Source organism: Tsukamurella pseudospumae (genome assembly GCF_001575195.1).
Lineage (GTDB): Bacteria > Actinomycetota > Actinomycetes > Mycobacteriales > Mycobacteriaceae > Tsukamurella > Tsukamurella pseudospumae.
The window spans coordinates 66,857-84,845 of the sequence record NZ_LSRF01000056.1; the positions used below are offsets into that span (position 1 = coordinate 66,857).

Below are 17,989 nucleotides of genomic sequence, written 5' to 3' on the forward strand. Positions count from 1 at the left end.
TCGTTGCGGGTCCGATCTTCGCCGTCATCGGACTGGTGATGATCGGGTCGCCCGAATTGGAGACGCGCAGTTTCATCCCGACGCCTGTGATAGGTCTTGCCGCGTTCCTGCTCGGGGCCGGCTCGTTCGTCTTCGGGATCGTTGCGCTGACCGTGCGCCGTACCGTGCTCGTCGTGGATACACGCGGAATCCGCTCACCGAGAAGCGGGTTCGACTTCGAATGGTCGGACGTCGATGCGGTCTACACCGGCAGCTACCGGGGCGGCAGATTCGGGCCCACCTTGTACGTGCTCGGCGTGGCCGGACGCCCGATCCGGGCCGGCCGACGACTCCCGCTGTCCGGAATCAATGCTGCCATCATGGGCTTGCCGGCGGACGCTCGAGCGCATCGGGTCACGTGGCAGGTCGGCACTCGCCCCGCCTTCGACGAGGCGATCCGAGCCGTGAGAAGTGCGTCGCCCGAGACGCCGGTCAACCCGTGACCGCGACGGACGAGGGCGATCGTTCCGGCTTCGGAGTCTTTCGGCGGCCGGACGTCGCGATCTGCCTCACCCTCCTCCTCGTCCTCGGGTTCCTCGTGGCGCCGCGGCAGATCGTGGGCACCGGATTCGACAGGCGCGCCGGCGAGCAGTTCCCGGCGTACATCCTCAGCGGGAGAGCAGAACTCACTGCTGGACTGGCGTCGCTGGTGGGCGACTGGCAGCGGTACCACGTGATCAAGGCGTTCTTCGCGGGGCTGCTCGTGGTGCTGGCGATGTATCTCGGGCACCGCGCGCTCGCGCTGATTCCGACGGTGCTGCTCATCGCGAACGTCCAGGGCGCTGTTGCGCCGCTGTCGTCGGCGTTGTCCTTGCTCGGCGATCGGGTGTCGGAGTCGGACGGCCCGGTGGCGCAGGCGTTGTCGGCGATGCGGAGGCAACTGCGCGGCGATCGATCGCCGGCTGTTCAGGAACTCGTCGACGACTTCGCGCGGTACCACCTCGCGGTAGTGGTGATGGCCGGCGCGCTGACGGTCGTGCTGGTGGTGTTCACCGTGCGCGCGTGGCGACAGGGGCGTCGACAGTGGGCGATGGCGACGGTGGCCGCCGCGGTAGCCGCCGCGGTGGTCACCTGGGCGAATCTCACCACGACTCTCGATCCCGCTCGCGGGCTCCTCGACTTCCTTGGCGGTTCCTAGCGGTTTCGGTGGCGACACGCCGGGATTCCGCCGCCGAAACCGCAGGGAACCGCACCAGTGGCGCGAGTAGCGGGCGCGGCGCTGCCATCGCTGTGGCGGCGGAGTCAGTGCCCTTGAGCGTCGACGGCGATCGTGGCGCTGTCCCGAGTGCGTGAGATGCGGAGTGTCGTAGTGTCCATCCCGGTGCCGCCCGGCGGGTAGGACAGGACGATGAGATTCGACGGGCACGGCGTCGCCTCCGAGGGCGTGCATCCCACCGGACTCGGGTCGATCATCCCGGGCGCCTTCGCGACGATCTGCCGGTAGTCGTCGAACCGGTCGGCCGGTGCGGAGAAGGTTCCGCGATAAGACGATCGACCGGCGAACACCGGGTAGATGGTCATCGAATCGAGACGGAAGCTCGAGGGGATGTGGATGCTCCTGTCCTCGAGCTCCTGCCGGGCCTCCTGCTCACTGATCGTGTGCGGCGGCCCGACGTCGAACATGCCGTTCACGAACCACCGGACGCCGAGGTACAGCGCAGCGAGTAGCAGCACCGGTATCAGCAGGACGGCAGTCCAATTCACGCGCGGCTTCCTTCGCGTCCCGGTCACTGCCAGGCCTCGACGCCGATGGCGACGGCGACCTGGAACCGGAGCTGTCCGATCTCGTGCGCCGGGGCGACGACCTGGCCGGATGCAGTGTCGCGGCTCTCGGCGACCACGCGTCGCACTTGGCTGAGCTGGTGGACCTCGAACCGCTGCGTTGCGAGTTCCGGCTGTGCACCGCGGATCTGGGCGCAGCTGCTGGGAACCGTGTTGCGCACCATCATCGGGTTGCCGGCATTCACGGGCCCGCGGTGAACGCCGCGTTCCGCGACCACCTCGAAGCTCTTCTGCTCGCCGATCTCGCAGACGGCGACCGGCGCGAGGCCGGGTGTGCGGAGAAGTCCCTTCGTGTCCTCGCTCCACACCGTGAACGTGGTGTTCGAGGCGCAGCGTCGATCCGAGCCGAAGCGGCCGGCACCGCGGAACCCTGCGGGGCACATGCGCCAACCGGACCGGGGCACATGCGTGGTGACCGACTGCCGCTGCGCGTCGAGTCCGTATCCCAGCAGCTGATCGTCGCAGTCCGCGCACGGCCCGATCGCGTCCGCGCGAGGCGCGTACGGGCGGGGCACGTCGTCGGCGGGGCTCAGCGTCATGGCTCCTGCGCCGGCGAGTGCTAAACCGGCAATCAGGGCCGTGCCGATCGCTACAGGTGTACGAAGAGCCGGAATCTTCATGTCATCCAGTTTATTGGATGAATCCTGGACTATGTCGGATCTAGCTGGTGGTGTGATCTGCGCACGTTGTCAACGCCGCGTCGACTGCAGTCGATTGAACGCTGTTATGGAGAGTGAACCCGCAGGTCGGACTCTCCATAACGGTGTTCAATCGGGGAGGGGGAGGTCGTCGCGGTCGGCCCATTCGACGAGGGTGTCGAGGGAGTACGCCTCGTCGTCGATGGATGCGTGCAGATCGCCGAGCTCGGCGAAGCGCGCCGGCAGGGTGCGGAGGGTGAAGTCGTCGGGGTGCACGTCGGGGATCTCATCCCACGTGATCGGGGCGGACGCGGTGGCGATCGGGGTGCCGCGCAACGAGTACGCGCACGCGATGGTGTGATCGCGGGCGTTCTGGTTGTAATCCAGGAAGACCGCCGCAGGGTCGCGGTCCTTGCGCCACCACACCGTCGTGACCTCCGACGGTGCCCGGCGCTCGACCTCCCGGGCGAAGGCGAGGGCGCACCGTCGGACCTCCGAGAAGGTCCAGCGGGGCTCGATCCGTACGTACACGTGCAGGCCGGACCCGCCGGAGGTCTTGGGGAAGCCGCGAATCCCCAACTCGTCCAGCACCTCCCGGACGACCCCTGCGACCCGCTGCACGCGGGACCACGAGCAGTCGGGCATCGGGTCGAGGTCGATCCGCCACTCGTCGGGATGCTCGAGATCGCCTGCGCGGCAGTTCCAGGGATGGAACTCGACCGTCGACATCTGGGCGGCCCAGATCACCGAGCCCAGCTCGGTGACGACCACCTCGTCGGCGGTCCGGCCGAATCGGGGGAAGTAGATCTCGACCGTCTCGAGCCAGTCGGGAGCGCCGGCGGGGATCCGCTTCTGGTGGACCTTCGGACCGTCGACGCCCTTCGGGTAGCGGTGCAGCATCGTCGGGCGATCCCGCAGTGCCCGGACGATGCCCGGGCCAACGGCCTCGTAGTACCGGACGACGTCCAGCTTCGTCGCGCCGATCTCCGGGAAGTAGACGCGATCCGGGCTGGACACGCGCACCACCCGGTCGCCGACGGTCAGTTCGATCGGCTCGCCGTTCCCCGAGGACGCCACGACTCAGACGTTACGCGCCCAGGAAGCGGCCCAGCGTCTTCTTCCGCTTCCCCGACGGCCGGCCCTGCACGACGCCCGCCGCCACGTCCTCGGCGAACTTCTCCACCGTCTCCTGCGAGTCGGTCTTGTTGGTGCCGATGAATCCGTTGGGGCCGCGCTTGATCCAGCCCGTGACGTACACGCCGGGGAGCGGCGCACCGTCGTCCCCGAGAACGCGACCGGCCTCGTTCGGCAGCACCGCGCGACGGTCGTCGAAGGGCAGGCCCGGCACGGGCACGCCCCGGTAGCCGACCGAGGTGAACACCATGCCGACGGGCAGGTCGATCGCCGCGCCGGTGACGGTGTGCTCGGCGTGCAGCACCAGCCCGTCGTCGGTCGCCTCGATGGACTCGGGTGTGGTGAGGAAGCGCAGGCGGATGCGGCGCGGGGCGTCGGACTGGGTCGGCAGCGACTCGAGCAGCTCCAGCTTGTGCGCCACGAGTTCCGAGTCGCTGCCCGCGACGAGGGTCTCGGCCACATCGGGGTCCGGGTGGACGATGACGGTCCGCTCGTCGGCGAGCCCCAGTGCCTCGGGCAGGGTGAAGGCGGCGTGCTCGGGCCCGCGGCGGGCGACGATCACGACCTCCTCGACCTTCGACGTGCGCAGCGCCGCAAGGGCGGCGGGGGAGATGGTGGTGCCCTCGAGCTCCTCGGGGTCGGCCGTGAGGATCCGGGCCGCGTCCAGCGCCACATTGCCGTTGCCGATGACGACGATCCGGTCGTGCGTCAGGTCGACGGGGTCGCCCTGGTGCTCGGGGTGGCCGTTGTACCAGGCCACGAAGTCGGTCGCGCTGCGCACGTTCGGCAGGTCCTCGCCCGCGATGCCCAGCTTCTTGTCGGTGCTGGCGCCCACGGCGACGACGATCGCGTCGTGCCGTCGCCGCAGCTCCTCGAGGGAGACATCGGTGCCGACCTCGGTATTGAGGTGGATCTGGAAGTTCGGGTCGGCCGCGACCTTGTCGAACAGGCCGGAGACCTTGCGGGTGCGGGTGTGGTCCGGCGCGACGCCGAACCGGGCCAGGCCGTAGGGCGTGGACAGCTTCTCGTAGACGTCGACGGTGACGCCCGGGTAGCGAAGCAGCTCGTCCGCGGCGTACATCGCCGCGGGGCCGCTCCCGATCACGCCCACGCTGATCACCGTGCCCGCCGGGATCGGCAGCACCTTCGGCGGCACGGTGTGCGCCATGGGCGGCCGGCTGCGGTCCTGCGGGTTCGGGCCGCCGAGGCGGGAGTTCGCCGGGTCGGCGGCCGCGAGCGACCGGTTCAGCTCGATGTAGACCTTGTGCTCCTCCGGCAGCCGGTGCGCCGGGCCGATGGCGTCGACGGGGCACGCCGTCACGCAGGCGCCGCAGTCGACGCAGGTCGTGGGGTCGACGTACAGCATCTCGGCGGTCGCGAAGCCCGGCTCGTCGGGAGTCGGGTGGATGCAGTTGACGGGGCACGCGAAGGTGCACGAGGCGTCGCTGCAGCAGGACTGGGTGATGACGTGAGGCACTGGGTATCTCCTCGGAGCGGGGGTCCCGCATCCGGGCCGGGATACGGGTCCGGCTCGGCGGGTGACCGCCGAGCCGGATATCGGGGTGGTGGGGAGACTACTGCGCGGTGTAGGACGGCTCGCTGCGGAACCGCGAGGTCCGGCCGTGGATGCCGAGCACGCGCCACAGGACGCGGGAGACCGGGTTCATCAGGTCGGTGCGCTCCGCCAGCAGCCGGACATCGCCGAAGATCTCCTGGCGCATGGCCTTGGATTCGGGCGACCGCCAGAAGATGTCCTTCTTCACCGACCGCGGGATGTCGAAGGTGTCCCAGAACTGCTTCGGCGGGACCATGATCGCGCCGAGGAGGATGCGCATGACGAGCGGCATGGCGAGCGAGAGCAGGAAGCGGGGGATCGGGCCACGGGTGGGGATCTTGTGCTCGAGCAGCTGGTGCGCGAAGGAGATGTGACGGGCCTCCTCGGCCACGTGGATCTGCATGACCGAGGTCATCGCGGGGTGCTGGGTGTCCGCGGAGCGCAGGAACTGCTTCTGCAGGTGGTCGATCGGCTCCTCGCCGGCGAGCACGCCCATGTAGAAGATGTTCGGGAAGGTGGTGGCCGCCAGCGGGATGATGGGCGAGAGCCGGCGGAACCACCAGGCGCCGCCCGGAACGTCCATGCCCACGCGGTTGACGAACTCCTGGAACATCAGCGTGTGCTGGCACTCCTCCTTCGCCTCGTGCGTGGCGTAGCGGAACTCCGGGGAGTTGTTCGGCTGGACGGCCGTGTACTGCATGATGCCGCGGATCAGGATCGACTCGAACTGCAGCCCGACCTTGGCGACGTTGGCCTGCCGCCACATCCCGATCTCGATCTGCTTGGCCAGCGGCTGCGCCTGGTACCAGGGGTGGCGGCCGATCGGATCGAATCGCGGGTTGCACACCCAGCGCGGATCGTCCGGGACGATCGCGAGCTCGGGGGAGTCCCAGTCGATGTCGATGTAGGGATCGAAGTTCCGATTCACCGAGGCGACCGACAGGTCGTTGAGGGTCTGCTCGTACTCGGCCTGACCGGGGAACGAGCGACCGCGCATCCGCGCCATGTGCGTCACCCGGGGCATGTTCAGCAGGGCCATGATGGATCCTTTCCTGGCATCCTCGTTGCGACTCGTACCGTGGATCGTTCTCAGCATCCTGTGGGAAATCCCACAGGCATCTCTGCTGGTAGGGGCCGCGCATGAGATTGAATCACCTTCAGGCTATCACTTCCGACAAGCATGAATGAAGGGTCTTCGGGCGGGAATCCGTGAACACTTGTACACCGAGCTTCGGGCCAGCGGTTTTACCCGGCGGATGTGAGGCGCGTCACGGGGAGAAGGGTGTGCTGAAGGAGGGTGCGAGGAGCTAGGACGAGGCCTTGATCGTGTTGCTCACGTCGTGCAGCACGATCCCGGCGGCGACGGGGCCGCCCGCGGAGAACCACGAGGAGTCCTCGACCAGGAGCTGCCGCTTCGCGGTCACCACGCGCAGCTTCTTCCACGCGTCCGAGGTCATCACCGCCATGCCGTGATCGCGACCCTTGTCGCCCTCGTAGCCGACGTACACCAGGTCGCCCTCCGCTGCGGAGTAGTCGCCCGCGGACATCTCGACCGGCTCCGGTTTGCGCTGCGGCTCCGGGCGGACCACCTTCAGGTCGGCGAGGATCTGTGCGGCCAGCGGCGCGGTGCCCTCGGCCAGGGACCTGCCGTCCGCCGTGAAGCGCACCAGGGAGACCGTGTTGTGCACGGCGTCGATCTTCGTCGACGCGTCGGCCGCATCGCGCTGGTAACGGTCGATGATCGCCCGCGCCTCGGCCGGCATGCGCACGGCGTCGGCCAGGGCCAGGAAGCTGCGGCGCCAGTCCGCCGACGGTGCCGGCACGATCACCGTCCGGCCCGCACGCCGGTTCGCGTCCGCGGACCGGTCGGTGCCGACAGCCAGGTCGGCCCGGACACCGTCGGCCAGACGGGGCACCCGGCCGAGGACCGGCCCCAGGTACGACGGTGCCGCGCCCCCGACCGCCGTGACCCGGCCCTGGAGGCCGAGCGCGCACAGCCCGTCGAGGAGGTCGGGGTCGGCGACGGCGATGCTCGCGGGCGCCGCGGTGCCCGCGACGGGTGCCGCGCACGCCTGGTCGGGCTTGCGGTCGAGGCCGATGATGTTGGCGGAGGCCAGGCGCGTCGTGGTGGTGGCGATCGAGGCGAAGGGTTGCTGGATCGGCTCCTGCCCGCCGCACGCGGACAGGACGGTGCCGGCGACGACGGCGAGCGCCATCGTGGCACCCGCTCTGGTTGTACCGACCCTGTTCACGGCAACCGTCCTCACTGTCGTTCCGGCCGAGCGCAACGGTAGCAGTCGTGGCTCCTGCGGCCTGCTCGGCGACGCGAGTACGACGCAGAGTAGGACCCCCAGGACACGGGTGGGGGAGAGGGGCTACTCTTACCTCACGAGGGAGGCGTCCGCCGTGAGCGAACACCGCCCGATAGACCTGAATGAAGAGGCCAGTGCCGGTTCCGACAGCCGCGGATCCGGTGGGCCACAGGGCAGGAGGATTTGTGACCGCGCAAGCGCATCGTCCGGTAGTCGAGGTGACCGCCGCGCGTCCGTACCCGCAGCGGACCGGGCCCAAGGGTTCGTTCATCTACAAGCTGGTGACGACGACCGATCACAAGACGCTGGGCATCATGTACATCGTCACGTGTTTCGCGTTGTTCCTCATCGGCGGCCTGATGGCGCTGCTGATGCGAGCCGAGCTCGCGAACCCGGGCCTGCAGTTCCTGTCCACCGAGCAGTTCAACCAGCTGTTCACCATGCACGGCACCGTGATGCTGCTGCTGTACGCGACGCCGATCGTCATCGGCTTCGCCAACTTCGTGCTGCCGCTGCAGATCGGCGCGCCCGATGTCGCGTTCCCGCGCCTCAACGCGTTCGGCTACTGGCTGTTCGTGTTCGGCGCGATGATGGTGATCGCCGGCTTCATCACCCCCGGCGGTGCCGCTGACTTCGGTTGGACCGCGTACACCCCGCTGACGGACGCGCTGCACTCGCCCGGCGCCGGCGCCGACCTGTGGATCATGGGCCTCGGCGTGGGTGGTCTCGGCACCATTCTCGGCGCCGTCAACATGGTCACCACGGTGATCTGCATGCGCGCCCCCGGCATGACGATGTTCCGCATGCCGATCTTCACCTGGAACATCCTGGTGACCTCGCTGCTGATCCTGCTGGCCTTCCCGCTGCTGACCGCAGCGCTCATGGGCCTCGAGGTCGACCGCCAGTTCGGTGCGCACATCTACGACCCGGCCAACGGTGGCGTCATCCTCTGGCAGCACCTGTTCTGGTTCTTCGGGCACCCCGAGGTGTACATCATCGCGCTGCCCTTCTTCGGCATCGTCTCGGAGATCTTCCCCGTCTTCAGCCGCAAGCCGATCTTCGGCTACAGCGGCCTCGTCCTGGCCACGCTGGCCATCGCGGCGCTGTCCGTCGCGGTGTGGGCGCACCACATGTACGCCACCGGCGCGGTGCTGCTGCCCTTCTTCAGCTTCATGACCTTCCTGATCGCGGTGCCCACGGGCGTGAAGTTCTTCAACTGGGTCCTCACCTTGTGGAGAGGTCACATAACCTTCGAGTCGCCGATGCTGTTCTCGATCGGCTTCATCGTGACCTTCCTGTTCGGTGGCCTCACCGGCGTGCTCCTCGCCTCGCCGCCGCTCGACTTCCACGTCTCCGACACCTACTTCGTGGTCGCGCACTTCCACTACGTGCTGTTCGGCACCATCGTGTTCGCCACCTACGCGGGCATCTACTTCTGGTTCCCCAAGATGACGGGCCGCCTCCTCGACGAGCGCCTCGGCCGCTGGCACTTCTGGCTCACCTTCATCGGCTTCCACATGACCTTCCTGGTGCAGCACTGGCTGGGTGCCGAGGGCATGCCGCGTCGCTACGCGGACTACCTCGACACGGACGGTTTCACCACGCTGAACCAGATCTCGACGGTCGGCGCGTTCATCCTGGGTGCGTCGACGCTGCCCTTCGTGTGGAACGTCTTCAAGAGCTATCGCTACGGCGAGGTCGTCACGGTGGACGATCCGTGGGGCTTCGGCAACAGCCTCGAGTGGGCCACCAGCTGCCCGCCGCCGCGGCACAACTTCACCGAGCTGCCCCGGATCCGTTCGGAGCGTCCGGCGTTCGAGCTGCACTACCCGCACATGGTCGAGCGGATGCGCGCCGAGGCCCACTCGGGTCCCGGCAAGGGCCACTAGTCCTCTGCTCCTCCACGAACGGCGTCTCCCTCTGCGGGAGGCGCCGTTCGTCGTTGTACCTGGTGCCACTACGATTTCAGCGTGCACGATGCGATTTCGGACCCCACGATCCTCATCACCGTGACCGGCGGCGACAAGCCCGGCGTCAGCTCGGTCCTGTTCGGTGTCCTGGCGCGCGGCGAGGTCAGCGTCCTCGATGTCGAGCAGACCGTCATCCGGGGGCGGCTCACGCTGGGCGTGCTCGCCGCGGTCCACGGCGACCCCGAGCACGTGCAGGAGCTCGTCGAGCAGGCGATGGCCACCGTCGGGATGGACGTCGCCGTCGAGATCACCGGCGAGCAGCCGCCCCGTCCGCCCGTCCCGACGCACGCCGTCGTCCTGATGGGCGCGCCGGTCAGCGCGCGTGCGCTCTCGGAGGTCGCCACCGCGCTCGCCGCCGGCGAGGTCAACATCGAGTCGATCGCCGGCGTCGCCGACTACCCCGTCACCGCCCTCGAGCTCATGGTGACCGTTCCCGACGGTGCCGACGAGACCGCCTTCCGAGCGTCCCTGGCCGTCGTCGCGAAGGAGCAGGGCGTAGACATCGCCACCTCGCGTGCCGGCATCGCCCGCAGGTCCAAGCGCCTGATCTGCTTCGACGTCGACTCCACGCTGGTGCAGGGCGAGGTCATCGAGATGCTGGCGGCGCGCGCCGGCAAGGAGGCCGAGGTCGCGGCCGTCACCGAGGCCGCGATGCGCGGCGAACTCGACTTCGAGCAGTCGCTGCACGCCCGGGTGCGCAATCTCGCGGGCCTGCCCGCGTCCGTCATCGACGACGTCGCCGCGGGCCTGCAGCTCACGCCCGGCGCCCGCACCACGATCCGCACGCTCAAGCGGCTGGGCTACCGCTGCGGCGTGGTCTCCGGCGGCTTCACCGCCGTCATCGAGCCGCTCGCGCAGGACCTCGAGCTGGACTTCGTGCGCGCCAACACCCTCGAGGTTGTCGACGGTGTGCTGACCGGCCGCGTGGTCGGCGAGGTCGTCGACCGACCCGGCAAGGCCCGCGCGCTGCGCGAGTTCGCCGACGCCTTCGGGGTGCCGGTGGAGGAGACGGTGGCGGTCGGCGACGGCGCCAACGACATCGACATGCTCTCCGCAGCTGGCCTGGGCGTCGCGTTCAACGCCAAGCCGGCCCTACGCGAGGTCGCCGACGCGGCCCTGTCGCATCCGTACCTCGACGCGGTGCTGTTCGTGCTCGGCGTCACCCGCGACGAGATCGAGGCCGCCGACGCCGTCGACGGCGAGGTCCGCCGCGTGCCGATCGACGGCTGAGCCCGGCGCCCGGCCGATCGCCGGGCAGCTCGGTCAGACCTGCTGGAAGGCCAGCACCGTCGGCCCCGAGACCGTGACCTCCGCGCGGGAGCCGAACACCGCCGGACCGCCGTCCGGCCGATCGGCGGGTGCGCCCCCCGGCTGCGAGGTGTCGACGATGAGCTCCCAACCGTGCGTGCACGTCTCCGGCCCGCCGAGGACGACGACGGCGTCGCCGCCGGAGTGCCAGATGATGAGCGCGTCCTTCTCGGGGACGGCCCGGTCGTGGCCGGGGGAGCGCACGTCGGAGCCGTCGACCCAGGCCTGCAACGTCCGGACCTCGGGCGACTGCCAGGCGTCTCCGGGCATCTCGGCACCGTCGGCGGCGAACCAGGCGAGGTCGGGCTCCCCGTCCTGCGTCGCGCGGCCGTCGAAGAACTCGTGCTGCCGTAGCACCGGGGCCGCCCGCCGCACCATCGCGACGCGCGCGACGAACGCGGTGAGGTCGGCGTCGGCGGCGTCCCAGTCCACGGCGAAGGCATCGGCCGCGGGGGTGTCGAGAGGCACGCAGTAGGCGTTGTTGTTGCCGTACTGCGTGTGCCCCAGCTCGTCGCCGCCGAGGAGCATCGGCGTGCCCGTGGACAGCAGCAGGGTGGCCAGCAGGGCCCGGACGTGGGCCGCGCGGGCGGCGAGGATCGCGGGATCGGTGGTGCCGCCCTCGAATCCGTGGTTGACGGAGTGGTTGTTGTCCGTGCCGTCGCGGTTCTTCTCGCCGTTGGCCTCGTTGTGCTTGCGCTCGTAGCTCACCAGGTCGCGGGCGGTGAAGCCGTCGTGAGCCGTGACGAAGTTGATCGACGAGAAGGGCGAGCGGCCCTGCGCGCCGAACAGATCCTGGCTGCCGGACACGCGCGAGGCGAGGTCGCCCACGGTGCTGCCGCCCGCGAAGAAGGACCGCACGGTGTCGCGGTAGCGGTCGTTCCACTCCGCCCACACCGCCGGGAAACCGCCGACCCGGTAGCCCTCACCGGTTGCGTCCCAGGGCTCGGCGATGAGCTTGCGGGAGGCCAGCAGCGGGTCCGCGGCGATGGCCGACAAGAGGGGCGCGCGGTGGTCGAACGGGATGACGGGGCCCTGGGGTCCTGTGCCGGTGCGGCCGCGGCCGAGCACGCTCGCCAGGTCGAACCGGAATCCGTCGACGCCGTATTCGCCGGCGAACAGGCGCAGACTGTCGAGCACCATCCGCAGCGCCGCGGGGGACGCGCAGTCGACGGTGTTGCCGCACCCGGTGTAGTCCAGGTCGTCGCCGTTCTCTAGGAGGTAGTAGCCGGGGGCGTCGAGGCCGCGCCAGGCCAGCGACGGTCCGGCGACGGACTCCTCCGCCGTGTGGTTGTAGACCACGTCCATGAGGACCTCGAGGCCGGCCGCGTGCAGCGCGGAGACCATCGCGGTGAACTCCTCGACCTCCTCGCCCGGACGCGCCGCGTACCGGGGATCCGGGGCGAAGTACGCCCCCGTCGAGTAGCCCCAGTGGTTGCGCATGCCCCGCGAGCGCACGCCGGGCTCGGTGAAGCACGCCTGCACCGGTAGTAGCTCCACTGCCGTGACGCCGATCCTGCGCAGATGCTCGAGCACCGCGGGCTGGGCGAGGCCCAGGTACGTGCCGCGCAGTTCCTCGGGCACGCCGGGATGCCGCGCGGTGTACGAGCCCACGTGCACCTCGCAGATCACGGTCCGGTCCCACGGCACGCCCGGGCCGGGTTCGGGCGCCGGGGGCGTCCCGGTGACCACGGAGAGCGGGATGTCGGCGAGCGAATCGACGTCCGACGGTCCGCCGTCCTCCCCGTAGGGCAGCAGGGCCGCGCCGTCGCCCAGCGCGCCGTCGATCCTGCGGGCGTACGGGTCGACGAGGGCCTTGCGCTCGTTGAACCGCAGCCCGGTCTCCGGCTCCCAGGGGCCTGCGGCGCGCAGGCAGTACCGCGTGCCCTCACCGATCCCCGCGACGAAGCCGTGGTGCACGCCGGCGGTCTGGGTGGGCAGCCGCAGCCGTTGCTCGTGCCGGACCCCCGCCTCGTCGACGTCGACGAGACACACCCACACGTCGGTGGCGCGGGGCGCGTGCACGGCGAAGTTCACGCCGCCGGGCAGCGGGAGGGCGCCGAGCGGGGTGGCGGCACCGGGAGACGGGGAGCGGTGGTCTGTGGACACGGGGACCATCCTGCCAACCGCGACCGACCCCGTGCGGCAGGATGGTGATGTGTCCGATCCCGCTGCTGTTTCCACCGCCCCCGCCGTCGTGCCCGCCGAGGCCGACGAACCCGACCAGGACCTGCTCGTCGACTTCCGCGGCGTGATCCTGCGGCGCGACGGGCGCACCCTCGTCGGTCCGATCGATTGGCGCGTGGAGCTCGACGAGCGGTGGGTCGTGATCGGCCCCAACGGTGCGGGCAAGACCTCGCTGATGCGTCTCGCGTCCGCTCAGGTCTTCCCGACGGCGGGCACGGCCCACATCCTCGGGGAGGTGCTGGGAAAGACCGTCGTGCAGGACCTCACGGCCCGGATCGGCGTCAGCACGGCGGCGCTCGCGGCCCGCGTGCCCGACGACGAGCTGGTGACCGACCTCGTCGTGTCCGCGGGGTACGCGGTGCTCGGACGGTGGCGCGAGCGGTACGACGAGGTGGACATCAGCCGCGCCGTCGACGTGCTCGAGTCCATGGGCGCCGAGCACCTCGCGAACCGCCGCTTCGGCACGCTGTCCGAGGGGGAGCGCAAGCGGGTGCTGATCGCGCGGGCGCTCATGACCGATCCGGAGCTCATGTTGCTCGACGAGCCGGCCGCCGGTCTGGACCTCGGGGGCCGCGAGGAGCTCGTCGCCCGGCTCGATACGCTCGCGCAGGATCCGGACGCGCCCGCGACGGTGCTCGTGACCCACCACGTCGAGGAGATCCCGCCGGGGTTCACGCACGCGTTGCTGCTCAAAGAGGGCGGCGTCGTCGCGCAGGGGCTCATCGGTGACGTGCTCACGGCCGAGGTGCTCTCGGAGACCTTCAGCCAGCGGATCCTGCTCGACGAGGTGGACGGTCGCTACTTCGCTCGCAGAGCGTCGCGTCCCGGCCGGAGGAGGCTGCAGGCATGAGTGGGCAGGGCGCCGGGCACCGCCGCGATCTCGCGGACGTCCCGATCCGGCCCGCGGCCACGGTCCTGCTGCTGCGGACGGCACCGTCAGGCCTGGAGGTCTTCGTGCAGACCCGGGCGAGCGGGATGGAGTTCGCGCCCGACGTGACGGTGTTCCCGGGCGGCGGCATCGAGCCGTCGGACGACGGGGACCTGACGGTGACCGCGGCGCGGGAGACGCAGGAGGAGTGCGGCGTCCGCGTCGACCCGGACGAGTTGGTACCGCTGTCGCGGTGGGTGACTCCACCCGGGCGGCCGCGCCGCTACGACACGATGTTCTACCTCGCGGCCCTGCCCGTCGGGCAGGAGGCGCGGTGCGTGACCACCGAGGCGGTGTCGGCGGGGTGGCACAGCCCGCAGGCGGTGATCGATGCGTGGCTCGGCGGCCGCAACAAGCTGATGGCGCCCACGTACTCCCAGCTGCACCAGCTCCTGCCCTTCGAGACCGTCGAGGACGCGTTGGGGTGGGCCGCGGAGGCCGCGGACCTGACGCCCGTCGCCATCGTCGACGGTATGCGGCGCGAGGACCGGGAGTTTCCGGGGCACGTGGAGTACGCGGCGGGAGCCACGATCTACTGACGGCTCCGTTGCGCGAATACGTGGACGTCCAACTAAATTTCCGGGCACCCGGTAACCTCTTGGGTCATGACTGAATTCGTGACCCTGGAGACCTCCGACGAGCACCCCGGCATCGGCACCATCCGCCTGAACCGGCCGCCGATGAACGCGATCAACTCGCAGGTGCAGACCGAGCTCCTGGCCCTCGCCGACGAGGTGAACCGCCGCGACGACATCAAGGCCGTCGTCGTGTACGGCGGCCCGAAGGTGTTCGCCGCCGGCGCGGACATCAAGGAGATGCAGGCGATGGGCTACACGGACATGAGTGAGGCCATCAAGCTGCTCCAGAGCGGCCTGTCGGCGATCGCGTCGATCACCAAGCCGACCGTCGCGGCCGTCACCGGGTACGCGCTGGGCGGCGGCCTCGAGGTGGCGCTGGGCGCCGACCGCCGGATCGTCGGCGACAACGCCAAGGTGGGCGTGCCGGAGATCCTGCTCGGCGTGATCCCCGGTGGCGGCGGCACGCAGCGCCTCGCCCGCCTGGTGGGTCCGGCGAAGGCCAAGGACATGGTCTTCACGGGCCGGTTCGTGGGCGCCGACGAGGCTCTGCAGATCGGTCTCGTCGACGAGGTCGTCGCGCCCGACGAGGTCTACAACGCCGCCCTGACCTGGGCCAAGCAGTTCACGGGCGCGGCCTCGCAGGCGCTGCGCGCGGCCAAGCAGGCCATCGACCAGGGCCTGGACACCGACCTGAACACGGGCCTGGCGATCGAGCGGCACCTGTTCGCCGGCCTCTTCGCCACCGAGGACCGGACCATCGGCATGACCTCGTTCATCGAGAACGGTCCGGGCAAGGCGAAGTTCGTCGGCAAGTGACTCCCCGTCCGCGGCTGTGGTGGAACGCGTTCTCATCACGCGGGTTGGCGGTGAACTGACCGGGCGGTAACCTGACGGGAACAATCTTCTCGAAAGGCCTTCATGACCGACCAGCAGCCGGCCCCCAACCCGCACGCCACCGCGGACGAGGTTGCGGCCGCGTTCTCCGATACGAAGCTCGCCCAGGTGCTCTACCACGACTGGGAAGCCGAGACGTACGACGAGAAGTGGCACATCAGCTTCGACGAGCGGTGCATCGACTACGCCCGCGACCGCTTCGAGGCCGCCACCGGCGGGGACAACGAGAAGCCCTACGGCCGGGCCCTGGAGCTGGGCTGCGGCACCGGCTTCTTCCTGCTCAACCTCCTGTCGGCGGGCGTCGCCGAGACCGGCTCGGTCACGGACCTCTCGCCCGGCATGGTGAAGGTCGCGCTCCGCAACGGAGAGGCTCTCGGGCACACCGTCGACGGCCGGGTCGCCGACGCCGAGACCATCCCGTACGAGGACGACACCTTCGATCTGGTCGTGGGCCACGCGGTGCTGCACCACATCCCCGATGTGGAGCAGTCGCTGCGCGAGGTGCTGCGCGTGCTCAAGCCGGGCGGCCGCTTCGTCTTCGCGGGCGAGCCCACCACGATCGGCGATTTCTACGCCCGGTGGCTCGGTCGCATCACCTGGGGCATCACCACCAACGCGACGAAGCTGCCCTTCCTCGCGGACTGGCGCCGCCCGCAGGCCGAGCTCGACGAGTCCTCGCGCGCCGCGGCGCTCGAGGCCGTGGTCGACATCCACACCTTCGACCCGGACGAGATGGAGGCCATGGCGGCCCGCGCCGGCGCCGTCGAGGTCAAGGCCACCACCGACGAGTTCACCGCCGCCTTCCTGGGCTGGCCGGTGCGTACCTTCGAGGCGGCCGTGCCGCCGGAGAAGCTCGGCTTCGGCTGGGCCGGGTTCGCGTTCGGCGGCTGGAAGAAGCTGTCCGCGCTCGACGAGAACGTGCTGCGCCGCGTGGTGCCGCGCAAGTTCTTCTACAACCTGGCCATCACGGGCACCAAGCCCGAGTAGTCCGGGCGCGCCGGGTTGGACGGGGCCGATCTCGCCTATCTCCGCACGGCCGACGGTGCCGCGGCCGTGGCCGCGGCGGACCGTCTGGCCCTGACGGACGCGTCCCTGCTGTCGGATGTGGCGGCGGTGCGCGGCGTCGCGGGGCCGCACGCCCCGGCGGTCATCGAGCAGGTGCGGGCCCGCCGCCGCGCGGCCGGCAAATTCGGTGACGTCAGTGACATCGGGGCCTGGCTGCTCACCGACGAAGCGGTGCAGCAGGCCACCCCGTCGGCGGTCGCGGAGCACCGCGCCCGCCGCCTGGCCTGGCTGTCGGTGCACGACGTGACCTGCTCGATCGGTGCGGAACTGCGTGCCCTGGTCCAGGTGTGCCCGCGTGTGGTCGGCAGTGACCTGGACCCACTGCGTGCGCGGATGGCCGCGCACAACGTGCCGCGTGCGCTGGTGTACGTCGCCGACGCCCTGACCCCCACCTCGACCGCAGACGTCGTCATCGCCGACCCCGCGCGGCGGGCCGGCGGGCGGCGCATCGTCGACCCGGAGCAGATGTCTCCGGCGCTGTCGGCCCTGCGGGAGGCCTATTCCGGGAGGTCCCTGGCCGTGAAGACCGCGCCCGGCATCGACTACGCCGGACTGCGGTCGGCCGCGACGGACCCGTTCCGGGGCGAGGTCGAGATCGTCTCGCTCGACGGCGGCGTCCGCGAGGCCTGCCTCTGGTCCGGCCCCGTCGCCGTCCCCGGGCTGACCAGGGCGACGGTGCTCCGCGCCGGCGGGGGCGGCTACGAGGTGTTCTCGTCCGACGCGCACGACGTGGACGCGGAACCCGCGGGGAAGTACCTGATCGAGCCCGACGGTGCCGTCATCCGCGCCGGGCTGGTGCGGCATTACGCCGCGCGGCACGGGCTCTGGCAGCTGGACCCGCACATCGCCTATCTGACCGGCGATGCGGTGCCGGAGGGGGAGCGCGGCTTCGAGATTCTCGATGTCGCGAAGTTCTCCGAGAAAGCGCTGCGGGCGGAGCTGCGCCGCCGCGACGTGGGCTCGGTGGAGATCCTCACCCGCGGGGCGGGCGTGGACCCGGACGTGCTGCGCAAGCGACTGAAGCTCCAGGGAACCCAGCCGATGACGGTGGTGATCACGCGGATCGGCCGCGAGGTGACTGCGTTCCTGACGCGGCCGACGCGCTGATCAGGCGCTCTTCGCGTTCTCCTGCGCTTCCTCATCGAGGATTTGCTGTACTGCGGCACTCACCGGAATCCCGGTCTCCTTGCTCGAGGCCAGGACGATGTGGGCAGCCGCGCGGCGGGCCCGCTGCCGCCAGAATTCGTTGCGGACACGCTTCGGTGCTGAATCAGTCACAAGTACCCTCCTTCTGCCTGCTCGTCCTCATTGTCGTTGATGATCCAGTCGTCAGCAAGGAATCCGAATACCGCCCTGTCATCGCGAGTGGCCAACCGCGATTCTCTGAGGCGGATGAGGATGGTCCAGCCGAACGTCACGCGCTGGTCGTCTCCGCTGAGGACATGATCGAACGCCCAACTCACTCGCCGCCACCACTCCGCACGACGATCGGCTTCGACCTTCTGCCGCCACGTCGCGACAACGCCGATCGCGGCGACCAGTCCGACGATCAACGTGACCCAAGCCTGTGCCGGCATTGCTTCACCCCCTCATCCATTGGAC

Annotated in this window: 18 protein-coding genes; 9 read left to right on the top strand and 9 right to left on the bottom strand. The window is 70.0% G+C overall.

Annotation, left to right across the window (positions count from 1 at the left end):
- Window positions 1-35: 35 nt before the first annotated feature.
- Both AXK60_RS14740 and AXK60_RS14745 read left to right on the top strand, forming a co-directional pair.
- A complete protein-coding gene (locus tag AXK60_RS14740; protein WP_139057980.1) occupies window positions 36-482 on the top strand; it encodes a hypothetical protein in 447 nt (148 codons plus the stop codon).
- Window positions 479-1,177 carry a hypothetical protein gene (locus AXK60_RS14745; protein WP_068572022.1) on the top strand — a complete coding sequence of 233 codons (699 nt, stop codon included), beginning with the start codon at window positions 479-481 and terminating at the stop codon, window positions 1,175-1,177. The genes AXK60_RS14740 and AXK60_RS14745 overlap by 4 nt, the downstream gene beginning before the upstream one ends.
- A gap of 104 nt (window positions 1,178-1,281) precedes the next feature.
- Here AXK60_RS14745 and AXK60_RS14750 read toward each other — a convergent pair whose 3' ends face one another.
- From AXK60_RS14750 to AXK60_RS14775, 6 genes are all read right to left on the bottom strand, one after another.
- Window positions 1,282-1,743, bottom strand: a complete 462-nt coding sequence (locus AXK60_RS14750) for a hypothetical protein (protein ID WP_068572024.1) — start codon at window positions 1,741-1,743, stop codon at window positions 1,282-1,284.
- Window positions 1,744-1,766: 23 nt separating this feature from the next.
- Entirely contained in the window at window positions 1,767-2,441 is a 675-nt protein-coding gene (locus AXK60_RS14755) for a hypothetical protein (protein ID WP_217491784.1), read from the bottom strand.
- 147 nt (window positions 2,442-2,588) lie between these two features.
- Complete coding sequence (gene ligD / locus AXK60_RS14760; protein WP_068572028.1) at window positions 2,589-3,536, bottom strand: non-homologous end-joining DNA ligase; 948 nt, start codon at window positions 3,534-3,536, stop codon at window positions 2,589-2,591.
- Window positions 3,537-3,546: 10 nt separating this feature from the next.
- The gene (locus AXK60_RS14765; RefSeq protein WP_068572030.1) at window positions 3,547-5,070 is read right to left on the bottom strand and encodes an FAD-dependent oxidoreductase; all 1,524 of its coding nucleotides are present in this window, start codon (window positions 5,068-5,070) and stop codon (window positions 3,547-3,549) included.
- Between the two features lie 97 nt (window positions 5,071-5,167).
- Window positions 5,168-6,172, bottom strand: coding sequence for an AurF N-oxygenase family protein (locus AXK60_RS14770; RefSeq protein WP_175400053.1), 1,005 nt, complete (start codon window positions 6,170-6,172; stop codon window positions 5,168-5,170).
- 283 nt (window positions 6,173-6,455) lie between these two features.
- The gene (locus AXK60_RS14775) at window positions 6,456-7,400 is read right to left on the bottom strand and encodes a TroA family protein (protein ID WP_139057982.1); all 945 of its coding nucleotides are present in this window, start codon (window positions 7,398-7,400) and stop codon (window positions 6,456-6,458) included.
- 245 nt (window positions 7,401-7,645) lie between these two features.
- On the opposite strand from AXK60_RS14775, the gene ctaD reads away from it, so the two are divergent.
- Window positions 7,646-9,349, top strand: coding sequence for an aa3-type cytochrome oxidase subunit I (gene ctaD / locus AXK60_RS14780; RefSeq protein ID WP_068572033.1), 1,704 nt, complete (start codon window positions 7,646-7,648; stop codon window positions 9,347-9,349).
- An 81-nt stretch (window positions 9,350-9,430) separates the two neighbouring features.
- A complete protein-coding gene (gene serB, locus AXK60_RS14785) occupies window positions 9,431-10,660 on the top strand; it encodes a phosphoserine phosphatase SerB (RefSeq protein WP_068572035.1) in 1,230 nt (409 codons plus the stop codon).
- A gap of 33 nt (window positions 10,661-10,693) precedes the next feature.
- Here the strand turns inward: serB and glgX are convergent, their stop codons facing one another.
- On the bottom strand, window positions 10,694-12,853 hold the full coding sequence (glgX, locus tag AXK60_RS14790; protein WP_068572037.1) for a glycogen debranching protein GlgX: 2,160 nt from the start codon (window positions 12,851-12,853) through the stop codon (window positions 10,694-10,696).
- A gap of 40 nt (window positions 12,854-12,893) precedes the next feature.
- Here glgX and AXK60_RS14795 point away from each other — a divergent pair, with 40 nt between their 5' ends.
- The 5 genes from AXK60_RS14795 (at window position 12,894) to AXK60_RS14815 (ending at window position 17,494) form a co-directional block, all read left to right on the top strand.
- The gene (locus tag AXK60_RS14795) at window positions 12,894-13,772 is read left to right on the top strand and encodes an ABC transporter ATP-binding protein (protein WP_244881116.1); all 879 of its coding nucleotides are present in this window, start codon (window positions 12,894-12,896) and stop codon (window positions 13,770-13,772) included.
- Window positions 13,769-14,389, top strand: coding sequence for an NUDIX hydrolase (locus AXK60_RS14800; protein WP_068572039.1), 621 nt, complete (start codon window positions 13,769-13,771; stop codon window positions 14,387-14,389). The genes AXK60_RS14795 and AXK60_RS14800 overlap by 4 nt, the downstream gene beginning before the upstream one ends.
- A 66-nt stretch (window positions 14,390-14,455) precedes the next feature.
- The gene (locus AXK60_RS14805; protein WP_068572042.1) at window positions 14,456-15,244 is read left to right on the top strand and encodes an enoyl-CoA hydratase/isomerase family protein; all 789 of its coding nucleotides are present in this window, start codon (window positions 14,456-14,458) and stop codon (window positions 15,242-15,244) included.
- A gap of 102 nt (window positions 15,245-15,346) precedes the next feature.
- Window positions 15,347-16,309, top strand: coding sequence for a class I SAM-dependent methyltransferase (locus AXK60_RS14810; protein WP_068572044.1), 963 nt, complete (start codon window positions 15,347-15,349; stop codon window positions 16,307-16,309).
- A 15-nt stretch (window positions 16,310-16,324) separates the two neighbouring features.
- Complete coding sequence (locus tag AXK60_RS14815) at window positions 16,325-17,494, top strand: class I SAM-dependent methyltransferase (protein ID WP_068572046.1); 1,170 nt, start codon at window positions 16,325-16,327, stop codon at window positions 17,492-17,494.
- Here the strand turns inward: AXK60_RS14815 and AXK60_RS27080 are convergent, their stop codons facing one another.
- Both AXK60_RS27080 and AXK60_RS14820 read right to left on the bottom strand, forming a co-directional pair.
- Window positions 17,495-17,665, bottom strand: coding sequence for a hypothetical protein (locus tag AXK60_RS27080; RefSeq protein ID WP_156485606.1), 171 nt, complete (start codon window positions 17,663-17,665; stop codon window positions 17,495-17,497).
- The gene (locus AXK60_RS14820; protein WP_068572048.1) at window positions 17,662-17,964 is read right to left on the bottom strand and encodes a hypothetical protein; all 303 of its coding nucleotides are present in this window, start codon (window positions 17,962-17,964) and stop codon (window positions 17,662-17,664) included. The genes AXK60_RS27080 and AXK60_RS14820 overlap by 4 nt, the downstream gene beginning before the upstream one ends.
- Between the last annotated feature and the right edge of the window lie 25 nt (window positions 17,965-17,989).

Coding starts and splice junctions, on each gene's coding strand:
- AXK60_RS14810 (WP_068572044.1), top strand. CDS start 15,347: ATGACCGACCAGCAGCCGGCCCCCAACCCGCACGCCACCGCGGACGAG.
- glgX (WP_068572037.1), bottom strand. CDS start 12,853: ATGGTCCCCGTGTCCACAGACCACCGCTCCCCGTCTCCCGGTGCCGCC.
- AXK60_RS14755 (WP_217491784.1), bottom strand. CDS start 2,441: ATGAAGATTCCGGCTCTTCGTACACCTGTAGCGATCGGCACGGCCCTG.
- AXK60_RS14800 (WP_068572039.1), top strand. CDS start 13,769: ATGAGTGGGCAGGGCGCCGGGCACCGCCGCGATCTCGCGGACGTCCCG.
- AXK60_RS14805 (WP_068572042.1), top strand. CDS start 14,456: ATGACTGAATTCGTGACCCTGGAGACCTCCGACGAGCACCCCGGCATC.
- AXK60_RS14820 (WP_068572048.1), bottom strand. CDS start 17,964: ATGCCGGCACAGGCTTGGGTCACGTTGATCGTCGGACTGGTCGCCGCG.
- AXK60_RS14770 (WP_175400053.1), bottom strand. CDS start 6,172: ATGCCCCGGGTGACGCACATGGCGCGGATGCGCGGTCGCTCGTTCCCC.